Raw genomic sequence first — 17,288 nt, 5'->3', positions numbered from 1 at the left:
AATAAGATTAGCCCTGACGTGCCTTGAAGCGCGGAGCAGTCTTATTGATGATGTAAACGCGGCCCTTGCGGCGAACGAGCTGGCAGTCACGATGACGGGCCTTGAGCGCCTTGAGCGAATTCTTGATCTTCATGTCAATCACCGGTCTTGGTTGGCCCATCGACATGACATGTCTCGGGGCTTCATAAAAACAGGCGCCCAAGGCGCCAATTGGTTACAGGCAGTATTCCTGCCCGAAGGGTTGGCCGAAATACACAATATTCCAGCCAAATGTCAACTCCTGCGCCGCAGATTCACGAAGTCAGGTTCGGAAAATCTTGGCCTCAGGGGCTGTTCACGGAAGAATCTGACAGATTCCTCCGTGAAGTTTAGTTTGCACGGGGCTTTATACGGGTTACGTGACCCATCTTGCGGCCTGGGCGCGCTTCTTTCTTACCGTAGAGATGCAGCACAGCATTCGATTCTGCGAGAATCGCTGGCACCTTTTCGACGTCATCGCCGATCAGATTCTCCATCACACAATCCGAATGGCGCACGGTGTCGCCCAGCGGGAGGCTTGCAACGGCGCGAATGTGCTGCTCGAACTGCGAGATCGCGCAAGCGGCTTCCGTCCAGTGGCCGGAATTGTGAACGCGTGGTGCAAATTCATTGGCAAGCAGTGTGCCATCTGCGAGGACGAAGAATTCGAGACCAAGCACACCGACATAATCAAGCGCATGCAGGAGCTTCTCAGCGGCCTTGCTCGCAGCTTCTGCTGTCTGAGCCGAGATGGCGGCTGGAACCGTTGAGGTTGCGAGAATGCCGTCCTTATGAACGTTTTCCGCAATATCGAAGATTGCTACATTGCCGTCGCGATCACGGGCTGCAATGACCGAGACTTCGCGCTCGAATGCGACAAAGCCTTCGAGAATTGCCGGTGCGTGCTTGATTGTCTCAAGTGCTGCATGCGCTTCATTCTCATCAAGCGACGTCAGGCGAACCTGCCCTTTGCCATCATAGCCGAGACGGCGGGTTTTCAGAATGCCGCGTTCTCCCAAAGCACCGAGCGCTGCAATGAGCGTTTCCTCATCATCGACAAGGCGCCAGGGCGCAGTCTCAATACCGCTTTCATTGAGGAACTGCTTCTCGGTGAAGCGATCCTGCGAGATTTCAAGCGCTGCCGGTGGTGGGAAAACGAGCGCCGATTCTGCAAGCTTGTCTGCTGCCGATACCGGCACGTTCTCGAATTCATAGGTGATAACGTCGGAGGCCGCCGCAAGCTCAGCAAGAGCAGTGGGATCATCATAGGCTGCGATGATCTGGCGATTTGACACCTGAGCCGCCGGGCAATCTGCCTGTGGCTCCAGAATGATCGTCTCATAGCCAAGGCGTGCGGCTGCCATGGCCAGCATACGACCCAACTGGCCGCCGCCGATAATGCCGATCGTTGATCCAGCCTTCAGTGCGGAATTTGCCATATCAGACCTCGTCGGATGGGCGTTCAGCGACGCTTTCGGTTTGCGCTGTGCGCCATTCGTCAAGACGGGCAGCAAGTGCATCGTCGTAAAGTGCGAGAACGGCTGCTGCGAGCAGAGCAGCATTGACGGCCCCGGCGCGGCCGATAGCGAGTGTGCCGACCGGAATGCCTGCTGGCATCTGCACAATCGAAAGGAGCGAGTCCTGTCCAGAAAGTGCTTTTGACTGCACGGGCACACCAAAGACTGGAAGAGGGGTCATGGCTGCTGCCATGCCGGGAAGGTGAGCTGCGCCACCGGCGCCGGCGATCACGACCTTGAAACCCTCAGCCTTTGCACCTTTGGCGAAAGCGACGAGGCGGTCTGGCGTGCGATGCGCAGAGACGATGCGGGCGTCAAAGGAAATGCCGAGAGCCTCCAGTGTGTCTGCTGCATGACGCATGGTTTCCCAATCGGACTGGCTGCCCATGATGATGGCGACGTCTGCACTCACGCTCATTGATCCTTCCTGCTCCGCTTCAATCGTTCGGTGGTTGGTATATTGAAAAACAAAGCCGGGCGAACCCCGGCTGTAAAACGTCTTTTGTCAGATGCTCAGGCGATAATGTCAGGGATGACCTGATCTTCCATTTCCTGCAGCTTATCCTTGATGGCGAGTTTTTTCTTTTTCATGCGCTGAATGCGCAGCTGATCGCAGCCCACCTGCATCATGGCATTTATGGCTGCATCGAAATCCGCGTGTTCCTGTTTCAGACGTGCTACGGCCAATCTGATTTCGGCCTGTTCCTGATCGGACATGCGGTTTGCCCCGTATTGTTCCAGAATGATATTACGGGCCGCACCAGATTGGGGCAGACCCGTTTCGAGCGAAGCCTTTATCACATTTTTCGTGATTGGAAAATGCTACCAAAACAAATTCGACTTTCCACCAAACTCATGCCACAGTGTCATTGTTCTGTCATGAACAACGGTTGCCGGAAGTTTCGACTGACAAACTGTTGAATGGCAGCCGGGACTGCGTAATTGGCCCGGATAACAGGAGGTGTACCGGGCGTTTGCGCAGGTGAGAGCGGATGGAGCCATTCTGTTGGCAAAACTGCTACATGGCTCTGTCCTTTGGGTAATCATTCAAAGGAGAATTGATGATGGCTATCGAGTCCCATCTTGCCACGCTTGAACAGAAGCACGGCGCTTTGGAAGAGGAAATCTCCGAGGCTTTAGCGTCACCGGCAATTGATGACCTGCATGTTACTTCTCTCAAGCGCAAGAAACTCGTTCTCAAGGAGCAGATCGAGAAACTTAAAACTCAGGTGACACGACATTAAACACAGGAGTTTTAAACGGTATTTCAATCGCCGTTGGTGATGATCAACAGGATGGTACTGTTACTGATATTGGCGGCTGTGCAACAGCCGCCGCACATCAGCTTTTAAAATCAAATGATTTTGCAAAGGTGCTCACCATAGAGCATTTCCTGTTTTTATCGCATTATCCCACACAAAACCGCTTCGCAATTTTGCCGAAAATGCTTTAAAAGACACCGAAGAAAGCAGCGAATATTCGCTGCTTTTTTGTTGTCTGTCTGAAGGTTGTACTCAGCCTTCCGCTTCAGCCCTTGGATCAAGGTTCATGGCTTCAGGTGTTGCACTTTTCACAGACGGCATACTCTTGAACTGTTCCTTTTCAGCCTTTGGCACGGATGCCCGCTTGCGTGAGCGGAACAGCGCATAGGCTGTGATGGAAATATGCGAGAGCGCTGTGATGGCAAACAGCCCAGATGGCCAGAAGATATCCATGGCAGCGGCTGCAAGCAGTGGCCCCAGCATCGTTCCGAAGCCATAAAGCAACAGCAATCCGCTCGATACTTTCACAAAGCTTTCCGCCGAGGCATGGTCGTTTGCGTGGGCGACGGCAACCGGGTAAAGCGCATAGGCCAGCGCGCCATAGCAGCCGGTCATAATGATGATGACCTTGCCATTGGACGGGCCGATGATGAAGGCCATAAGACCGACAAAGGCTGCGAGAGAAGCTACACCGGCCAGAACATAACGCCGGTCTATCAGGTCGGAAATTCGCCCGACCGGGATTTGCATCAAGGCACCAGCTGCGATGGTTACGCTGACCATAAGCGCGATTTCGGTGGTTGAAATGCCCGATTTTGCGCCGAAAACAGCGCCAAGTGTACCCCAGGCACCATTCGCTATGCCAATCAGGATGCAGCCGACGAAGGCGGCAGGTGAATTGCGGTAAAGCGCCTTGAGATCAAGCTGTACTTCGGTCAGCGGTTTTGGGCTTACCGCTGTCGACATGGCGGTGGGTATCAGTGCCAGGCAGAAAAGAATGCCGGTGATCATGAACAGATGATCGCTCCTGATATCGCCATTTGCCACCATCATCTGACCGCTCATGGTGGCACCATAGTTGACCATCATATAGAGGCCGAAAATCTTGCCACGGGACTCATTGGTGGCGCGCTCGTTCAGCCAGCTTTCGATCACCATGAAAGCGCCTGCCATCGAGAAGCCGGTGAAGGTTCGCAGAATGATCCATGAGATTGCATCGATATAGATGCCTGACAAAAGAGCGATGATGGCGGCGGAAGCTGCAAAACAGCCAAAAGCGCGGACATGGCCGACACGTCGCACCAGGCGCGGGGCGAAAATGCAGCCAGCGACAAAACCGCCCGCCCATGTCGTGCCCAGCATACCAAGTGAAGCAACGGAGAAGCCTTCAAGTCCGCCGCGCAGGGGCAGCAGCAGGCCATGCAGGCCAGAGGCCATCAAGAGAAAGGCTGTGCCGCAAAGCAGCGCCAGAACCTGAATGTAAATACGCAATATTACGTTCCCGGAATTTCATGAAGCCGTATTGAAGTGGCTTTGATTTATCGCTGATACTGAGGCGAAAACGTGCCGCCTCAGCGGAAAAGAGCTTCTGCAGCCGCGCGGCTGTCGCCCTTTCGGAGCCTTTCTGCTTTCAGACGTTCGATTTCGGATTGTAGCAAAGCGATACGCTGGTCGATTTCGATCACCGACAGCAGAGACAGCTCATCCTCGCTGAGAACGACGCTTTCGCGTGGCTTTTTGACCTCTTCATCAAAACCGCTCATGGCCTTCCTCCGGAGTCTATGGCGTGCTTATAAAGACAGAAAAGATTTACAGCGGTTTCAGTTAAGAAAGAATCGTTGGAACCGCTGTAACTGTTTGTTTTTACGCATTATCCGACGCAAAACCGCTTCGCACTTTTGCGGGAAATGCTATAACACCTTGAATCTTCGCATATATATTTCCAGAAATCGATGATGAATTCTCTGAAAATGAGCAGGATGTATTTGTGCAGTTGTGTGTGCGGTATTTCTGCGACGAGAGATTTTAACAGGAGCTTTGATCATGATGGCTGAATTGCCTTCCCAGATGACCGCAATCGAAATTTCCGAGCCGGGCGACGCCAATGTATTGCGCTCCGTACAGCGCTCGGTGCCCGAGCCGAAGGCAGGCGAGGTGCTGGTGCGGGTTCGGGCGGCAGGTGTGAACCGGCCAGATGTGTTGCAGCGTCAGGGCAGTTATGCGCCGCCACCCGGCGCGTCGGACATACCAGGGCTTGAAATTGCCGGTGACATCGTTGCGATCGGCGAGGGTGTGAAACGCTATCACATCGGCGATCAGGTCGTGGCGCTGCTTGCCGGTGGCGGCTATGCAGAATATGCCACTGTGCACGAAACTACTGCTCTGCCTCTGCCGTCGGGCTATGGATATATCGAGGCCGCAGCCATCCCTGAGACCTTCTTCACGGTCTGGCATAATGTATTTGAACGCGGTGGCCTTAAAGAAGGTGAAACCCTGCTGATCCATGGCGGCTCGTCAGGGATTGGCACGACGGCTATTCAGCTTGGCAAAGCCTTTGGAGCAAGCGTTATTGTAACGGCTGGCTCCCAAGCAAAGTGCGATGCCTGTTTAAAGCTTGGCGCTGATCGCGCCATTAATTATAGCGACGAAGATTTTGTCGCAGTCGTCAAAGAGATGACCGGCGGCAAGGGAGCCGATGTGATCCTCGATATGGTTGGTGGCGATTACGTTGACCGTAATTACAAGGCGGCAGCCGAAGATGGTCGCATCGTGCAGATCGCCTTCCTGAACGGGGCAAAGGCAACGGCTAATTTCGCAATCCTGATGACCAAGCGCCTGACCCATACCGGCTCGACATTGCGATCACGTTCGGTTGAGTTCAAGGCAGGCATCGCGCGCGAATTGGAAGCGAAAGTCTGGCCGCTTCTGGCACAGCGTCAGGTTGCCCCTGTGATGGATATGATCTTCCCGCTTAAAGATGCTTGGCGGGCGCATGATCGTATGGAAGGCAGCCAGCACATTGGCAAAATCGTGCTTGATGTCGCCTGACCTAAGAGATTTGCGAGAGAACCTGGGATGTCATGGCAGCAGTTTCTTGCTCTGCGCACAAAAAAAATATATATAGACCGTGATTTCCCGGAATTTGTGGTTTTTCCCACGGCCCGCCCTACCGGAGCGGACGAACAAGAGGATTATATCTAATGGCCACCCAGCTTCTTATGCCGAAGGCAACGGCAGTCTGGCTCGTTGATAATACGGCGCTGTCCTTTGACCAGATCGCGGCTCTCTGCAAGCTGCATCCGCTCGAAGTAAAGGCTATTGCGGACGGTGAGGCCTCGCAGGGTATCAAGGGACTTGACCCGGTTATCACCGGCCAGCTTTCGCGCGAAGAAATCGCGAAGGGCGAAAAGGACCAGTATCATCGCCTGAAGCTTTCCGAGCCAAAGGTTCGCGTTCCAGAAGCCAAGCGCAAGGGCCCGCGTTATACGCCGCTGTCCAAGCGTCAGGATCGCCCGAATGCGATTCTCTGGCTGGTTCGCAATCATCCTGAACTCAAGGATGCGCAGGTTTCGCGTCTGATCGGTACGACCAAGTCGACCATTGAGCAGATTCGCAATCGCACTCACTGGAACTCGGCAAGCCTGACTGCAATGGACCCTGTCACGCTCGGCCTTTGCTCGCAGATCGATCTCGACCTTGAAGTCGAGCGCGCAGCGCGCAACCGTCCAGTTGTTGAATCTGACAGCACATTGCTGCCAGCATCGGCGACTGAAAACTTCGATTACCGTGATGAGAAGCCTGAAGAAGAAGAGCTGGATGCGGACAAGGTTTTCGCAAAGCTCTCCTCGCTGAAGGGCTCGAACACCGACGAAGACGAAGAATAAGATTTCTTCGACTGAACAAAAAACCCGCCGTTCTGGCGGGTTTTTTTATGTTGCTTGGGAAGGTAAGAGCGACCTTTCAGCGTCTGGCACGACGCCTGGCGCTCTACAGCATAATTCCTTAAACTTGAATCAGTTTAAGGTAAAATTATGCTGTAAACATAAAGTGTTAGAGCGACCTTTGTGCGCCCAAAAGGGCGCACGGCGCTCTAGTCCTTGAATGCGTTGTACTCACTCATTTCCATCAGTCGGTAAAAGTCCGCCAGTGTTTTGCCGCGCTCGGAGCGGAACGTGCGGCCCGATTTGTCAGCAGCGATGATGCGGTCGGTTCGAAACGTGCGGAAAGCATTACGCAATTCGCACCAGCCAATCACAGTCCAGACCTTGCCCCAGAACCACAGACCAAGCGGACGGATATCCCGCTCGCTCTCACGGGCTTCCAGATCGCGATACCGGATGTTGAGAACCGTGCCTTCATCAACTGCGCGCTCGACAGCATCGATGATACGGCGTTCGCTTACGCTGATTGATGCAGACGGTGCATGGATTTGCGTGCCGGTGATGCGCGCGCGCTCTTCTTTGGGCAGAACGGCTTCGATCTTGACCAGGGCTTCTTCTGCACCGCGCGCCATTGAAACGCCGCCCCATGCACGGATGAGGCGGGCGCCCGCAACAAGTGCCACGATTTCATCACGCGTAAACATCAGTGGCGGTAGTTCAAACCCCTGCCGCAGAATATAGCCGACGCCGGCTTCACCATCGATAGGAACGCCTGTCGATTGCAGATCTGCAATGTCGCGATAGATCGTGCGTTCTGAAACTTCCAGCCGCTCGGCAAGCTGCCGTGCGGTGACAAGCCTGCCGCCGCGAAGATGCTGAACGATTTGAAAAAGGCGGTCTGCTCGACGCATGGTGATCTCAAGTATATTCGCGTGCGAAAAGCGCACGCATTTCGCCAATACGCTCCCGCTCGGTTGGAAACAGTGTTTCCAGAAAAGCGGCAGCGAAGGTGCCGGGCGCTGTGCCCGGTGCCGAAACGATGCGCTTATCCGCAACAGCATCGGGCACGTCCTGATAGCGGCTGGCACCCGCATATTGCGGTGCGCGTTCTGCGATCCATTCTCGGCCATTGCTGGTGTGATTGACCCCATTGAAGAGGCCTGCGCGAGCCAGTGCAAGTGTTGCGCCGCAAATGCCACCAACCACACCGCATCTTTGTGCGATAGCGCGCAAGAGCGCAGTCAGATCGGGAGCCTGCGGCGTCGCCCAGAGATCGGAGCCGATGACGGCAATAGCATCGAGATCAGTGTTTTCTTCCGGTGCCGTGCTGCGATCCGGTGTCAGCCGAAAGCCGCTGAGCGAACGGACTTCCGCACCTGCAGGAGCAAGTGAGACGGTGTTTACGCCGAACCATTCGCGTGCCGATGCCGATAAAAACCCATATTCCCAATCAGCAAAGCCCTCAACGAAGACGAAGCCGACCATTTTGGTTTCCGCCATGGTGTTATTTCCTCTCATCGGCAGCGTTACGGCGCTGTTCGAGATAACGGTCCGGCCAGCCCATATCCTTGCGCAGGTCGCTTGGGAGGTTGTCGAATGCGCGCTGCGTGCGCACGAAGCGCCGACGTTCGTCCTGTCTGCGCTTATATTCTTTCAGAATTGCGAGCAGTGGTGCGATTGCGAGTGCCATGGTGAATCCCTCATCTGTAAGAATGCACTATGACACAGGCCTCCTGACAGCTGTCTGTCAGGAGCAATGTTAATTATTATCTTCCTGATATACCCAAACGGCAACTATTTCATCAGGCCTTGAAAGGCGGTTCTGCGGTATAGCTCAGCGGTAAGCGTCCACCATCGGCATAGATCGTCTGGCCTGTCACATAGCTTGAATCACGCGATGCGAGAAATGAGGCTATTGCTGCAATTTCAGATGCTTGTCCGATTCTACCCAATGGCGTGCGCGCGAGTATCTTTTTGCGTGCCTCGGCATCGTTGTTCACGGCAGACAGCATGTCAGTGTCGATTGAGCCAGGGCCGATTGCATTGACGCGAATGCCCCATTTGGCGAGTGCTACCGCCATCGTGCGTGTCAGTTGGTTCATGCCGCCCTTTGACACGGAATAGGCAAGCTGATTGGGCAGACCGAATATCGCGTTGATCGACGAAATATTGATGATGCTGCCAGCCTCGCCACCCGCTTCCACGCGCGCAACCATGCGTTTTGCGACGGCTTGACCGCAAAGAAAAGCGCCCTTGAGGTTGACGCGCATCACGCGGTCGAAGTCATCTTCTTTCAGGTCGAGAAACTCTGCCTGATGCACGATGCCTGCATTGTTGACGAGGATGTCAATCTCACCAAGATTGGTCGTGGCATAGGTCAGCAGATTATGAATATCGAGTTTGTCGCCTACATCGCAGGCAATGGCGAGAACCCGGCCATATTGCTCCAGATCCCTGACTGCTTTTGTGGCGCCTGCGCCATCGACATCCGACAAAACGACACTTGCGCCATCCATCAGGAAGCGCTTGGCAATGGCATAGCCAATACCGCGGGCAGCCCCCGTGACGATTGCCACCTTGCCTTCTAACTGCATCGATCATTCTCCGATTTTTGCCGGAGAGTGGACCGGCGGCTTGCGCCGGTCAAGCGTTCTAGATGTGCGATAATAAAAGGTCAGGCAAAGGCCAGGCCGATATGACGCTCGCGCAGAACTGTGCTGATTTCATCGAGAATCACCGGATCATCGATGGTGGCGGGCATTTTCCAGTCCTCACCATCAGCGATTTTCTGGATTGTTGAGCGCAGTATCTTTCCGGAACGGGTTTTTGGCAGACGTTTGACGGTCAGGGCGAGCCGGAAAGCCGCGACCGGTCCGATGGCATCGCGAATCATGCTCACGCATTCCTTTTCGACCTCGTACGCATCACGGTCGATGTTGGACTTCAGCACAAGAAAGCCGCAAGGCACCTGTCCCTTGACGGAATCGGAAATGCCAAGCACCGCACATTCTGCAACGTCCGGATGGCTGGAAAGGACCTCTTCCATGGCACCCGTCGACAAACGATGTCCTGCGACATTGATGATGTCGTCGGTGCGGCTCATGATGTAGAGATAGCCATCTTCATCCATGTAGCCCGCATCGGCGGTTTTATAATAGCCGGGAAATTCGTTGAGATAGGCTTTGCGAAATCGCTCATCGGCGTTCCACAGGGTCGGCAGACAACCGGGCGGCAATGGCAGCTTGATGAGGATATTTCCAAGTTGGCCACGTTCGACTTCATGGCCCGCATCGTCGAGCACGCGGATGTCATAGCCGGGCAGACAGACGGCAGGCGAGCCGTATTTGGTTTCAAGCAGTCCAAGGCCAAGCGGATTGGCGACCATCGGCCAGCCGCTTTCGGTTTGCCACCAATGATCGATCACAGGACAACCGAGCAGATTTTCCGCCCAGTGGATCGTGTCGGGATCGGCACGTTCGCCCGCCAGATAAAGCGCGCGGAATTTTGAAAGATCGTATCGGCGCACGAAATTGCCGTCGGCATCTTCTTTCTTGATCGCACGCAGGGCAGTGGGGGCTGTGAACATCACTTCCACACCGTGCTCGGCGATGATGCGCCAATAGCTGCCTGCATCGGGCGTACCGACGGGTTTGCCCTCAAAGAGGATGCTGGTGGCACCGGCAATGAGCGGAGCATAGACAATATAGGAATGGCCGACCACCCAGCCGACATCGGATGCCGCCCAAAACACCTGTCCCGGCTCGATGCCGAACACATGCTTCAGCGACCATGCAAGAGCCACCATATGCCCGCCATTGTCGCGCACGACACCTTTGGGTTCACCGGTAGTACCCGATGTGTAAAGCACATAAAGCGGATCGGTGGCAGCAACGGGCGTGCAAGGGACATGACGGCCGCGCGCCGCATCCACAGCGGTACGATAGTCGATATCGCGGCCTTCAACCGGCTTATGCGGATGCTGCTCGCGTTGCAGGATAATGCAGTGCCTGACCGTGTGGCGGGCAGTGGCAATCGCCTTGTCGAGCATTGCCTGATAGGGCACAACGCGGGTTGGTTCGATGCCGCATGAACCGGCAATAATCATCACGGGTTTTGCATCATCTATACGCGTTGCAAGTTCATTGGCGGCAAAACCGCCAAACACCACCGAATGCACCGCGCCAATGCGCGCTGCGGCAAGCATGGCGACAGCAGCTTCCGGCACCATGGGCATATAGATAAGAACGCGGTCGCCTTTGCTTACACCATTGTCGAGCATGACTGCCGAGAGGGCTTCCACCTCTTCAAGCAATTCACGATAGGTGAATTTGCGTACAGAGCCTGTTACAGGGCTTTCGTAAATGAGCGCAACCTGATCGCCGCGCCCATTGGCAACATGGCGGTCGAGTGCATTGTAACAGGTGTTGCATTCAGCACCTTTAAACCAGCGACCATAAACCCCTTCATCGCTCGCAAAAACCTGATCCCATGGCTTGAACCAGTCTATGGCCCCGGCTGCTTCGGCCCAGAAGCCTTCAGGGTCTTGCTGCCATGCGGCATAGGTTTCGGCATATTTTGATGTCATGCTGTTCCTCCCAGAAGCACGCGCTTAATCGGATCAGATGATCCGATTAAGCATCGTGATAGAGTGGTTTTAGCTAATGCTGAGTCACTGAAACCGCTCTATCTATTTGTTTTTAAGCATTTCCAGACGCAAAACCGGTTCCCACTTTTGCTGGAAATGCTCGAACACGCTGGATGAAAGCGCAAGACAGGGCTGATTAGCCTGGTCTCCTCCACGCGCTTTTCATCTCCTCCGGGGGTAAGTCTACGCCCAAGATCAAAGCTTCGTCCATGAAACTTAAGATGAATAAGTGTATCACAACCACAGCATAAATTGATGAGGCTTGCAGGATGCTGATTGCTGGGCCAAAAGGGTGCGTGAGAGGTGTTTTGTGTTCAAAGTCCTGCCTGTGCTGCTTATGGCCCTGATGGGCTTGCACATCATCAAGCCACTTGGCTGGCCGGGTTTGAAGAAGCGTGGCGATTTTTGGAAGATCGCGGCGTTTGCGATCTTTGCCATGGCGATGGCGGTCGGTTTTCATTTCACTGAGAACTAAAAAGCCCGGTCGGATCATGCGCTAAACCGGGCCTTTTATCATGCGGCATCGTTCAGGCTGCTTGTTCGAGGTCTTTCTTCCAGCCGCCAGTTGCAGCAAGGCCGTTCATCTTGGCGCGATGCGCAAAGGCACGCTGGCCAGCGGCAACATTCTCATCCTTACCGCCCCAGGCTTCCAGAGAGGCTGCCTGCAGCGCGCGGCCATAGGAGAAGGTCATCTTCCACGGCATATCGAAGCTGGCATTCATTGCCGACAAATGCGCGGTTGCTTCTTCGCCGGTCTGACCTCCGGAAAGGAAGGCAATGCCCGGCACCGCGGCAGGGACAGTGTTGCGGAAGCAGCGAACAGTCTTTTCGGCCACTTCTTCGACAGAGGCTTTGCGCGCCTTCTTGCCGTCGATAACCATGTTCGGCTTCAGGATCATGCCTTCAAGCCTGACGCGCGCGTCGTAAAGCTCGGTGAAGACGGTCTTGAGCACCCATTCGGTGACTTCGTAGCAACGGTCGATGGAATGATCGCCCGGCTTGCCATCCATCAGCACTTCCGGCTCAACGATCGGCACAATGCCTGCTTCCTGGCAGAGTGCTGCGTAACGGGCGAGGGCCTGCGCGTTTTGCTTGACCGCTCCCCATGTTGGAAGCCCATCAGAAATCGAGATTACGGCACGCCATTTCGCAAAGCGGGCACCGAAACCATAATACTCGTTGAGGCGATCACGCAGACCGTCGAGACCTTCGGTGATTGTTTCACCCTCAAAACCTGCAAGTGGCTTGGCACCGGCATCTACCTTGATGCCCGGCACCGCACCTGACTTGCGAATGAGATCGACAAGCGGCGTGCCGTCCTTGGCTTTCTGGCGGATGGTTTCATCGTAAAGAATGACGCCGGAAATGTAGTTCTTCATCGCTTCGTCAGAGCGGAACAGCATTTCGCGATAATCGCGGCGTGAATCCTCGGTCGAGGCGAGGCCGATGCTTTCAAAACGCTTTGCAATGGTGCCGGAGCTTTCGTCCGCAGCCAGAATTCCTTTGCCGCTTGCGACGAGTGCAATTGCAATATCTTCAAGACGTTCGGTCATGTGTTAGCTCCTAAAGGCCCCGCGAGGGTGCAATATTGGGAAGCTGGGCAAAGAGCCTCAGCCGCTCTCAAGACACATATTCATTTTCGATAGCAGAAGAGTTAGGCCAACAAAATGGCAGCACAAGTGGTTGAAACGATTGAAATTTTTTCAAACGATTTAGCCGGGACAAGTTTTCTTACCGGCTGTCAGAACTCTGCTCTAATTGGCGTGCAGAATGAATATTCCAGATTCGACAGACGAATATGCGATTTCAACCCCATTTGGTTTTGACATGACGCCTGAGAATCCCATCTAAAGGATATCAATTATAAGGAGGAGAGATGCGAAGTGCCCTACTAAGCCTGCCGTTCATTCTGGCTGCATCGATGATCGCCCTTCCGGCTCAGACCGCCTTTGCGGAGAGCATCAATGCAGGAAGCAGGGAAGCCACCACTGAATTGCCTTTCAATGTGGCAGCGGTGGCGGAATTTGACACACCATGGGCGATTGCATTTCTGCCGGGCGGCAAACTGATCCTCACCGAGAAGGGCGGCAAGATTTTCGTCGTAACCGAAAAGGGTGAGAAGACGGAAGTTGCAGGCGTGCCGGAGGTTTTGTTCAGCGGCCAGAACGGTCTGCTGGATGTTGTTCCTGCGCCTGATTTTACCAAGAGCAAGGCGATCTATTTCACCTATGTCATGCCGGAAAATGGTGGCGGCGCGCTCATATTGGCGCGTGCAACGCTGTCTGAAAGCAAGGGCAAGGCTGAGCTTAAGAATCTCAAGGCAATCTGGCAGCAGGCGACACCTGCCAAGGGCGGGCAACCCGGTGGCAAGATCGCGTTTGCGCCTGATAAGAAGCATTTGTTCCTGTCGGTTGGCGATCGCATGTCGCCCGCAACCGCACAGGATGACAATGCGCCGATGGGCAAGATCCTGCGTATGAACCTCGATGGTTCGACCCCAAAGGACAATCCCAAGGCTGAGGAAGGTGGCATCAAAGCGCTGACCTGGACGACGGGGCATCGCAATCCCTATGGTCTGGCATTCGCGCAGGACGGCAAGCTGTGGGAGCATGAAATGGGACCGCGCGGCGGTGATGAGTTCAATCTCATCAAGCCGGGTCTCAATTACGGCTGGCCGGTTGTTTCCAATGGCGACAATTATAGTGGCCGTCCGATCCCGCGCCACAGCACACGCCCTGAGTTTGAAGCGCCTATGCTGTTCTGGACGCCGGTGATCTCGCCGGGCGGCCTGGCATTCTACAAGGGCAAGATGTTTGCCGACTGGAATGGTTCTGCGCTGATCGCCGGCCTTTCGTCGATGGCGCTGATCCGTGTGACGATCAACAGCGATGGTCAGCCGAATGAAGCCGAACGTTTTGCGATGGAAAATCGTATCCGTGACGTAGCAGTCGGGCCAGATGGTGCAATCTGGGTGATCGAGGATGACAATCCCGGGCGTCTTCTGAAGCTGACACCGAAATCATAAAGCAAAAGCCCGGAGGAAACCCCCGGGCTTTTTTGTTTTCTTACTTCTTCAGCACGTCAACGCCGGGAAGTGGTTTGCCTTCCATCCATTCAAGGAAAGCGCCGCCAGCGGTCGAGATATAGGTGAAGTCGTCTGCAACACCTGCATGGTTAAGCGCTGCAACGGTGTCGCCGCCGCCGCCGACCGATACCAACTTGCCAGCCTTGGTGCGGGCGGCAACATGCTTGGCGGTCTTGACGGTTGCTGTATCGAACGGACGCAGCTCAAATGCGCCGAGCGGGCCGTTCCAGACGAGTGTTGCGGCATCATCGATGGCCGATGCAATCAGGTCAGTCGAAAGCGCGCCTGCGTCGAGAATCATGCCGTCGCTTGGCACCGATTCCACGCCATAGGTCTGGTTTGGTGTATCGGCAGCAAAGTGCCAGCCCACGACCGCATCAACCGGCAGGATGATGGCGCATTTGGTCTTTTCAGCCTTGGCCATTATTTCGCGTGCGGTATGGGCAAGATCATGCTCGCAAAGCGACTTGCCGACATCGTGGCCCTGGGCTGCGAGGAAAGTGTTGGCCATGCCGCCGCCGATCACCAGTGCATCGACCTTTTCGATCAGGTTCGACAGGAGGTCGAGCTTGGTCGAAACCTTGGCGCCGCCAACGATTGCCACAACGGGACGGGCTGGCTGTCCGAGGCCCTTTTCAAGCGCTTCAAGTTCTGCCTGCATGGCGCGGCCTGCATAGGCTGGCAGCACATGCGCCAGACCTTCAGTCGAAGCGTGCGCGCGGTGTGCCGCCGAGAAGGCGTCATTGACATAGATGTCGCCATTGGCTGCGAGTGCTGCCACGAATTCCGGATCGTTCTTTTCTTCGCCCTTGTGGAAGCGCGTGTTTTCGAGAAGCAGAACGTCGCCGTCTTTCAGCGCATCAACTGCCGCCTTCGCCTTGTCGCCAATGCTGTCTTCAGCGAAATGTACGCCATGGCCGAGCACTTTCGAAAGCGGCTTTACGACATGCTTCAACGAGTTTTCATCGGACGCAACGCCTTTTGGACGACCGAAATGAGCGAGCAGGATGACCTTGGCACCCTTTTTCGACAGTTCCGCAATGGTTGGAACAATACGTTCGATACGGGTGAGGTCGGTTACTTCGCCGTTTGCCATCGGCACGTTGAGATCAACACGAACCAGAACGCGCTTGGATTTGACGTCGGCATCATCGAGGGTACGGAAACTCATGATATTTCTCCCGGGGCTTTTTCCGGCGGCCTGCAGGTTTTCGTCTTTCAGACAGGCAGGCGCTGGAACAGGGTTGGGTAATCAGTGACAAGCCCGTCTTCATCGACAGGCAATTCAGCGGTGAACGTGCGATCAGCGGCAGTGTAACGGTAAAGCTTGCCTTCCTTAAGACAAGTATATCGTTGGCTGTCTCGCAGCGGGCGGAAACTATTGAACGGTACATAAAGCATGTCGAGCTGTACCGTGCCGCTTTCGGGCGTCAGACCCAGACGGCGGATCGGCAGGCTATTGGTGAAGGGTGTCCCTGCCAGATCAATGTCCATGCAACCATCAAACTCAGGTAATGCGTCTCCGGCCATGGTCGTCCAGTGCCCATTTCCATCGGATTTGAGTTCGAGCATTAAGCCGGATGTCGTTTCGATGAGGAAATGGAATACGCGCCAGTCGCTCGCGCAATCGATGCTATAACGTACACCGTAGGGAACATCGCCACGCTCGCCGATGATAACGCCAGTGGCGTTGAAAGTGTTACCGGCGGGCGTGATATTGAGATGTTCGAGCCCTTCTCCTTCCAGCGAACGCCAGCGCGCAACGGTGGGGAGAAGGGAGCGAAACATTGAAGCTGCTTAGATCAGCTTGCCGAAAGCGACTGCAGTGTCGCTCATGCGGCTCGAGAAGCCCCATTCATTGTCGTACCACGACAGGATGCGCACCATGGTGCCGTCCATGACCTTGGTCTGGTCGGTGTGGAAGATCGACGAATGCGAATCGTGGTTGAAGTCGTGCGAAACGAGCGGCTCATCGGTGTAGCCGAGGATGCCCTTGAGGCGGCCATTGGCAGCTTCGCGGATCGCATTGTTGATTTCTTCAACAGTGGTCGAGCGCTTGGCAACGAAGGTCAGGTCAACAACCGATACGTTCGGGGTTGGAACGCGGATTGCGACGCCGTCGAGCTTGCCCTTGAGTTCTGGCAGAACCAGACCAACAGCCTTTGCAGCACCCGTCGAAGTCGGGATCATGGAAAGAGCTGCTGCGCGTGCGCGGTAGAGATCCTTGTGCATGGTGTCCAGCGTCGGCTGGTCGCCCGTGTAGGAGTGGATCGTGGTCATGAAGCCCTTTTCGATGCCGATTGCATCGTTGAGAACCTGAGCCACTGGCGCAAGGCAGTTGGTGGTGCAAGAAGCGTTGGAAATGACCTGATGGTCCTTCGTCAGCTTGTCGTGGTTGACGCCATAGACAACGGTAAGGTCAGCGCCATCGGCAGGGGCCGAAACGATAACGCGCTTTGCGCCAGCTTCAAGATGAAGAGCTGCCTTGTCGCGTGCGGTGAAGATGCCGGTGCATTCCAGAGCGATATCGACGCCTTCTTCCTTCCACGGCAGTTCAGCCGGGTTGCGAACAGCGTGAACCTTGATCGGTCCGTAGCCGACGTCGATGGTGTCGCCAGCGACTTTCACTTCCTTTGGAAAACGACCATGAACGCTGTCATAGCGCAGAAGATGCGCGTTTGTTTCCACTGGGCCGAGATCATTGATCGCAACGACCTGAATGTCGGTGCGGCCCGACTCGACGATAGCGCGGAGGACATTACGGCCGATGCGGCCAAAACCGTTAATTGCGACGCGAACTGCCATTTTCTCTAAATCTCCCGAAAGGGTTCTGCATATGCAGTGGCTTGATAAAACAGTTGAACGCGTTTGGGAACGCCC

General features: G+C 55.1%; 20 protein-coding genes. 5 read left to right on the top strand and 15 right to left on the bottom strand.

Features of this window, described 5'->3' with window-relative positions:
- Positions 1-7: 7 nt before the first annotated feature.
- The 4 genes from ykgO to CEV34_RS04620 all read right to left on the bottom strand — a co-directional run bounded on the left by ykgO (position 8) and on the right by CEV34_RS04620 (position 2,252).
- Positions 8-133, bottom strand: a complete 126-nt coding sequence (gene ykgO / locus CEV34_RS04635) for a type B 50S ribosomal protein L36 (RefSeq protein ID WP_002967908.1) — start codon at positions 131-133, stop codon at positions 8-10.
- Between the two features lie 235 nt (positions 134-368).
- Positions 369-1,457, bottom strand: coding sequence for a 5-(carboxyamino)imidazole ribonucleotide synthase (locus CEV34_RS04630; RefSeq protein WP_007876695.1), 1,089 nt, complete (start codon positions 1,455-1,457; stop codon positions 369-371).
- A 1-nt stretch (position 1,458) separates the two neighbouring features.
- Positions 1,459-1,947 (bottom strand): 5-(carboxyamino)imidazole ribonucleotide mutase, encoded by a 489-nt coding sequence (gene purE / locus CEV34_RS04625; protein WP_007876693.1) that lies wholly within the window; start codon positions 1,945-1,947, stop codon positions 1,459-1,461.
- A gap of 101 nt (positions 1,948-2,048) precedes the next feature.
- Complete coding sequence (locus tag CEV34_RS04620) at positions 2,049-2,252, bottom strand: YdcH family protein (RefSeq protein ID WP_007876691.1); 204 nt, start codon at positions 2,250-2,252, stop codon at positions 2,049-2,051.
- Positions 2,253-2,596: 344 nt separating this feature from the next.
- On the opposite strand from CEV34_RS04620, the gene CEV34_RS04615 reads away from it, so the two are divergent.
- Entirely contained in the window at positions 2,597-2,779 is a 183-nt protein-coding gene (locus CEV34_RS04615; RefSeq protein WP_171380027.1) for a YdcH family protein, read from the top strand.
- Between the two features lie 270 nt (positions 2,780-3,049).
- Here the strand turns inward: CEV34_RS04615 and CEV34_RS04610 are convergent, their stop codons facing one another.
- Entirely contained in the window at positions 3,050-4,288 is a 1,239-nt protein-coding gene (locus CEV34_RS04610; RefSeq protein ID WP_007876686.1) for an MFS transporter, read from the bottom strand.
- An 80-nt stretch (positions 4,289-4,368) separates the two neighbouring features.
- The gene (locus CEV34_RS04605; protein WP_007876684.1) at positions 4,369-4,560 is read right to left on the bottom strand and encodes a DUF1192 domain-containing protein; all 192 of its coding nucleotides are present in this window, start codon (positions 4,558-4,560) and stop codon (positions 4,369-4,371) included.
- 280 nt (positions 4,561-4,840) lie between these two features.
- On the opposite strand from CEV34_RS04605, the gene CEV34_RS04600 reads away from it, so the two are divergent.
- Entirely contained in the window at positions 4,841-5,845 is a 1,005-nt protein-coding gene (locus tag CEV34_RS04600; protein ID WP_039860172.1) for an NAD(P)H-quinone oxidoreductase, read from the top strand.
- Between the two features lie 152 nt (positions 5,846-5,997).
- Positions 5,998-6,681 (top strand): DUF1013 domain-containing protein, encoded by a 684-nt coding sequence (locus CEV34_RS04595; protein WP_007876680.1) that lies wholly within the window; start codon positions 5,998-6,000, stop codon positions 6,679-6,681.
- Between the two features lie 206 nt (positions 6,682-6,887).
- On the opposite strand, the gene CEV34_RS04590 is transcribed toward CEV34_RS04595, so the two are convergent.
- From CEV34_RS04590 to CEV34_RS04570, 5 genes are all read right to left on the bottom strand, one after another.
- Complete coding sequence (locus CEV34_RS04590) at positions 6,888-7,589, bottom strand: helix-turn-helix transcriptional regulator (protein WP_007876678.1); 702 nt, start codon at positions 7,587-7,589, stop codon at positions 6,888-6,890.
- A gap of 7 nt (positions 7,590-7,596) precedes the next feature.
- On the bottom strand, positions 7,597-8,178 hold the full coding sequence (locus CEV34_RS04585) for a DJ-1/PfpI family protein (RefSeq protein ID WP_007876677.1): 582 nt from the start codon (positions 8,176-8,178) through the stop codon (positions 7,597-7,599).
- A gap of 4 nt (positions 8,179-8,182) precedes the next feature.
- Positions 8,183-8,368, bottom strand: a complete 186-nt coding sequence (locus CEV34_RS04580) for a hypothetical protein (RefSeq protein WP_007876675.1) — start codon at positions 8,366-8,368, stop codon at positions 8,183-8,185.
- Positions 8,369-8,480: 112 nt separating this feature from the next.
- Positions 8,481-9,272, bottom strand: coding sequence for an SDR family NAD(P)-dependent oxidoreductase (locus tag CEV34_RS04575; protein ID WP_007876673.1), 792 nt, complete (start codon positions 9,270-9,272; stop codon positions 8,481-8,483).
- Between the two features lie 80 nt (positions 9,273-9,352).
- Positions 9,353-11,263, bottom strand: coding sequence for a propionyl-CoA synthetase (locus tag CEV34_RS04570; protein ID WP_094543318.1), 1,911 nt, complete (start codon positions 11,261-11,263; stop codon positions 9,353-9,355).
- A 370-nt stretch (positions 11,264-11,633) separates the two neighbouring features.
- Between CEV34_RS04570 and CEV34_RS26950 the strand changes: the two genes are divergently transcribed.
- Positions 11,634-11,798, top strand: coding sequence for a hypothetical protein (locus CEV34_RS26950; protein WP_007876654.1), 165 nt, complete (start codon positions 11,634-11,636; stop codon positions 11,796-11,798).
- Between the two features lie 52 nt (positions 11,799-11,850).
- Here CEV34_RS26950 and CEV34_RS04565 read toward each other — a convergent pair whose 3' ends face one another.
- Complete coding sequence (locus CEV34_RS04565; RefSeq protein ID WP_007876653.1) at positions 11,851-12,876, bottom strand: class I fructose-bisphosphate aldolase; 1,026 nt, start codon at positions 12,874-12,876, stop codon at positions 11,851-11,853.
- 323 nt (positions 12,877-13,199) lie between these two features.
- Here CEV34_RS04565 and CEV34_RS04560 point away from each other — a divergent pair, with 323 nt between their 5' ends.
- Complete coding sequence (locus CEV34_RS04560; protein WP_007876650.1) at positions 13,200-14,348, top strand: PQQ-dependent sugar dehydrogenase; 1,149 nt, start codon at positions 13,200-13,202, stop codon at positions 14,346-14,348.
- 40 nt (positions 14,349-14,388) lie between these two features.
- Here the strand turns inward: CEV34_RS04560 and CEV34_RS04555 are convergent, their stop codons facing one another.
- The 3 genes from CEV34_RS04555 to gap are packed head-to-tail and all read right to left on the bottom strand — an operon-like array spanning position 14,389 to position 17,213.
- Complete coding sequence (locus CEV34_RS04555; RefSeq protein WP_007876648.1) at positions 14,389-15,579, bottom strand: phosphoglycerate kinase; 1,191 nt, start codon at positions 15,577-15,579, stop codon at positions 14,389-14,391.
- Positions 15,580-15,626: 47 nt separating this feature from the next.
- Positions 15,627-16,196 (bottom strand): putative glycolipid-binding domain-containing protein, encoded by a 570-nt coding sequence (locus tag CEV34_RS04550; RefSeq protein ID WP_007876647.1) that lies wholly within the window; start codon positions 16,194-16,196, stop codon positions 15,627-15,629.
- A 9-nt stretch (positions 16,197-16,205) separates the two neighbouring features.
- On the bottom strand, positions 16,206-17,213 hold the full coding sequence (gene gap / locus CEV34_RS04545; protein WP_007876646.1) for a type I glyceraldehyde-3-phosphate dehydrogenase: 1,008 nt from the start codon (positions 17,211-17,213) through the stop codon (positions 16,206-16,208).
- Between the last annotated feature and the right edge of the window lie 75 nt (positions 17,214-17,288).

It is taken from the genome of Brucella pseudogrignonensis, assembly GCF_002252525.1.
In the GTDB taxonomy this organism is placed as follows: domain Bacteria; phylum Pseudomonadota; class Alphaproteobacteria; order Rhizobiales; family Rhizobiaceae; genus Brucella; species Brucella pseudogrignonensis.
This window is presented reverse-complemented; position numbering and strand designations above follow the sequence as displayed.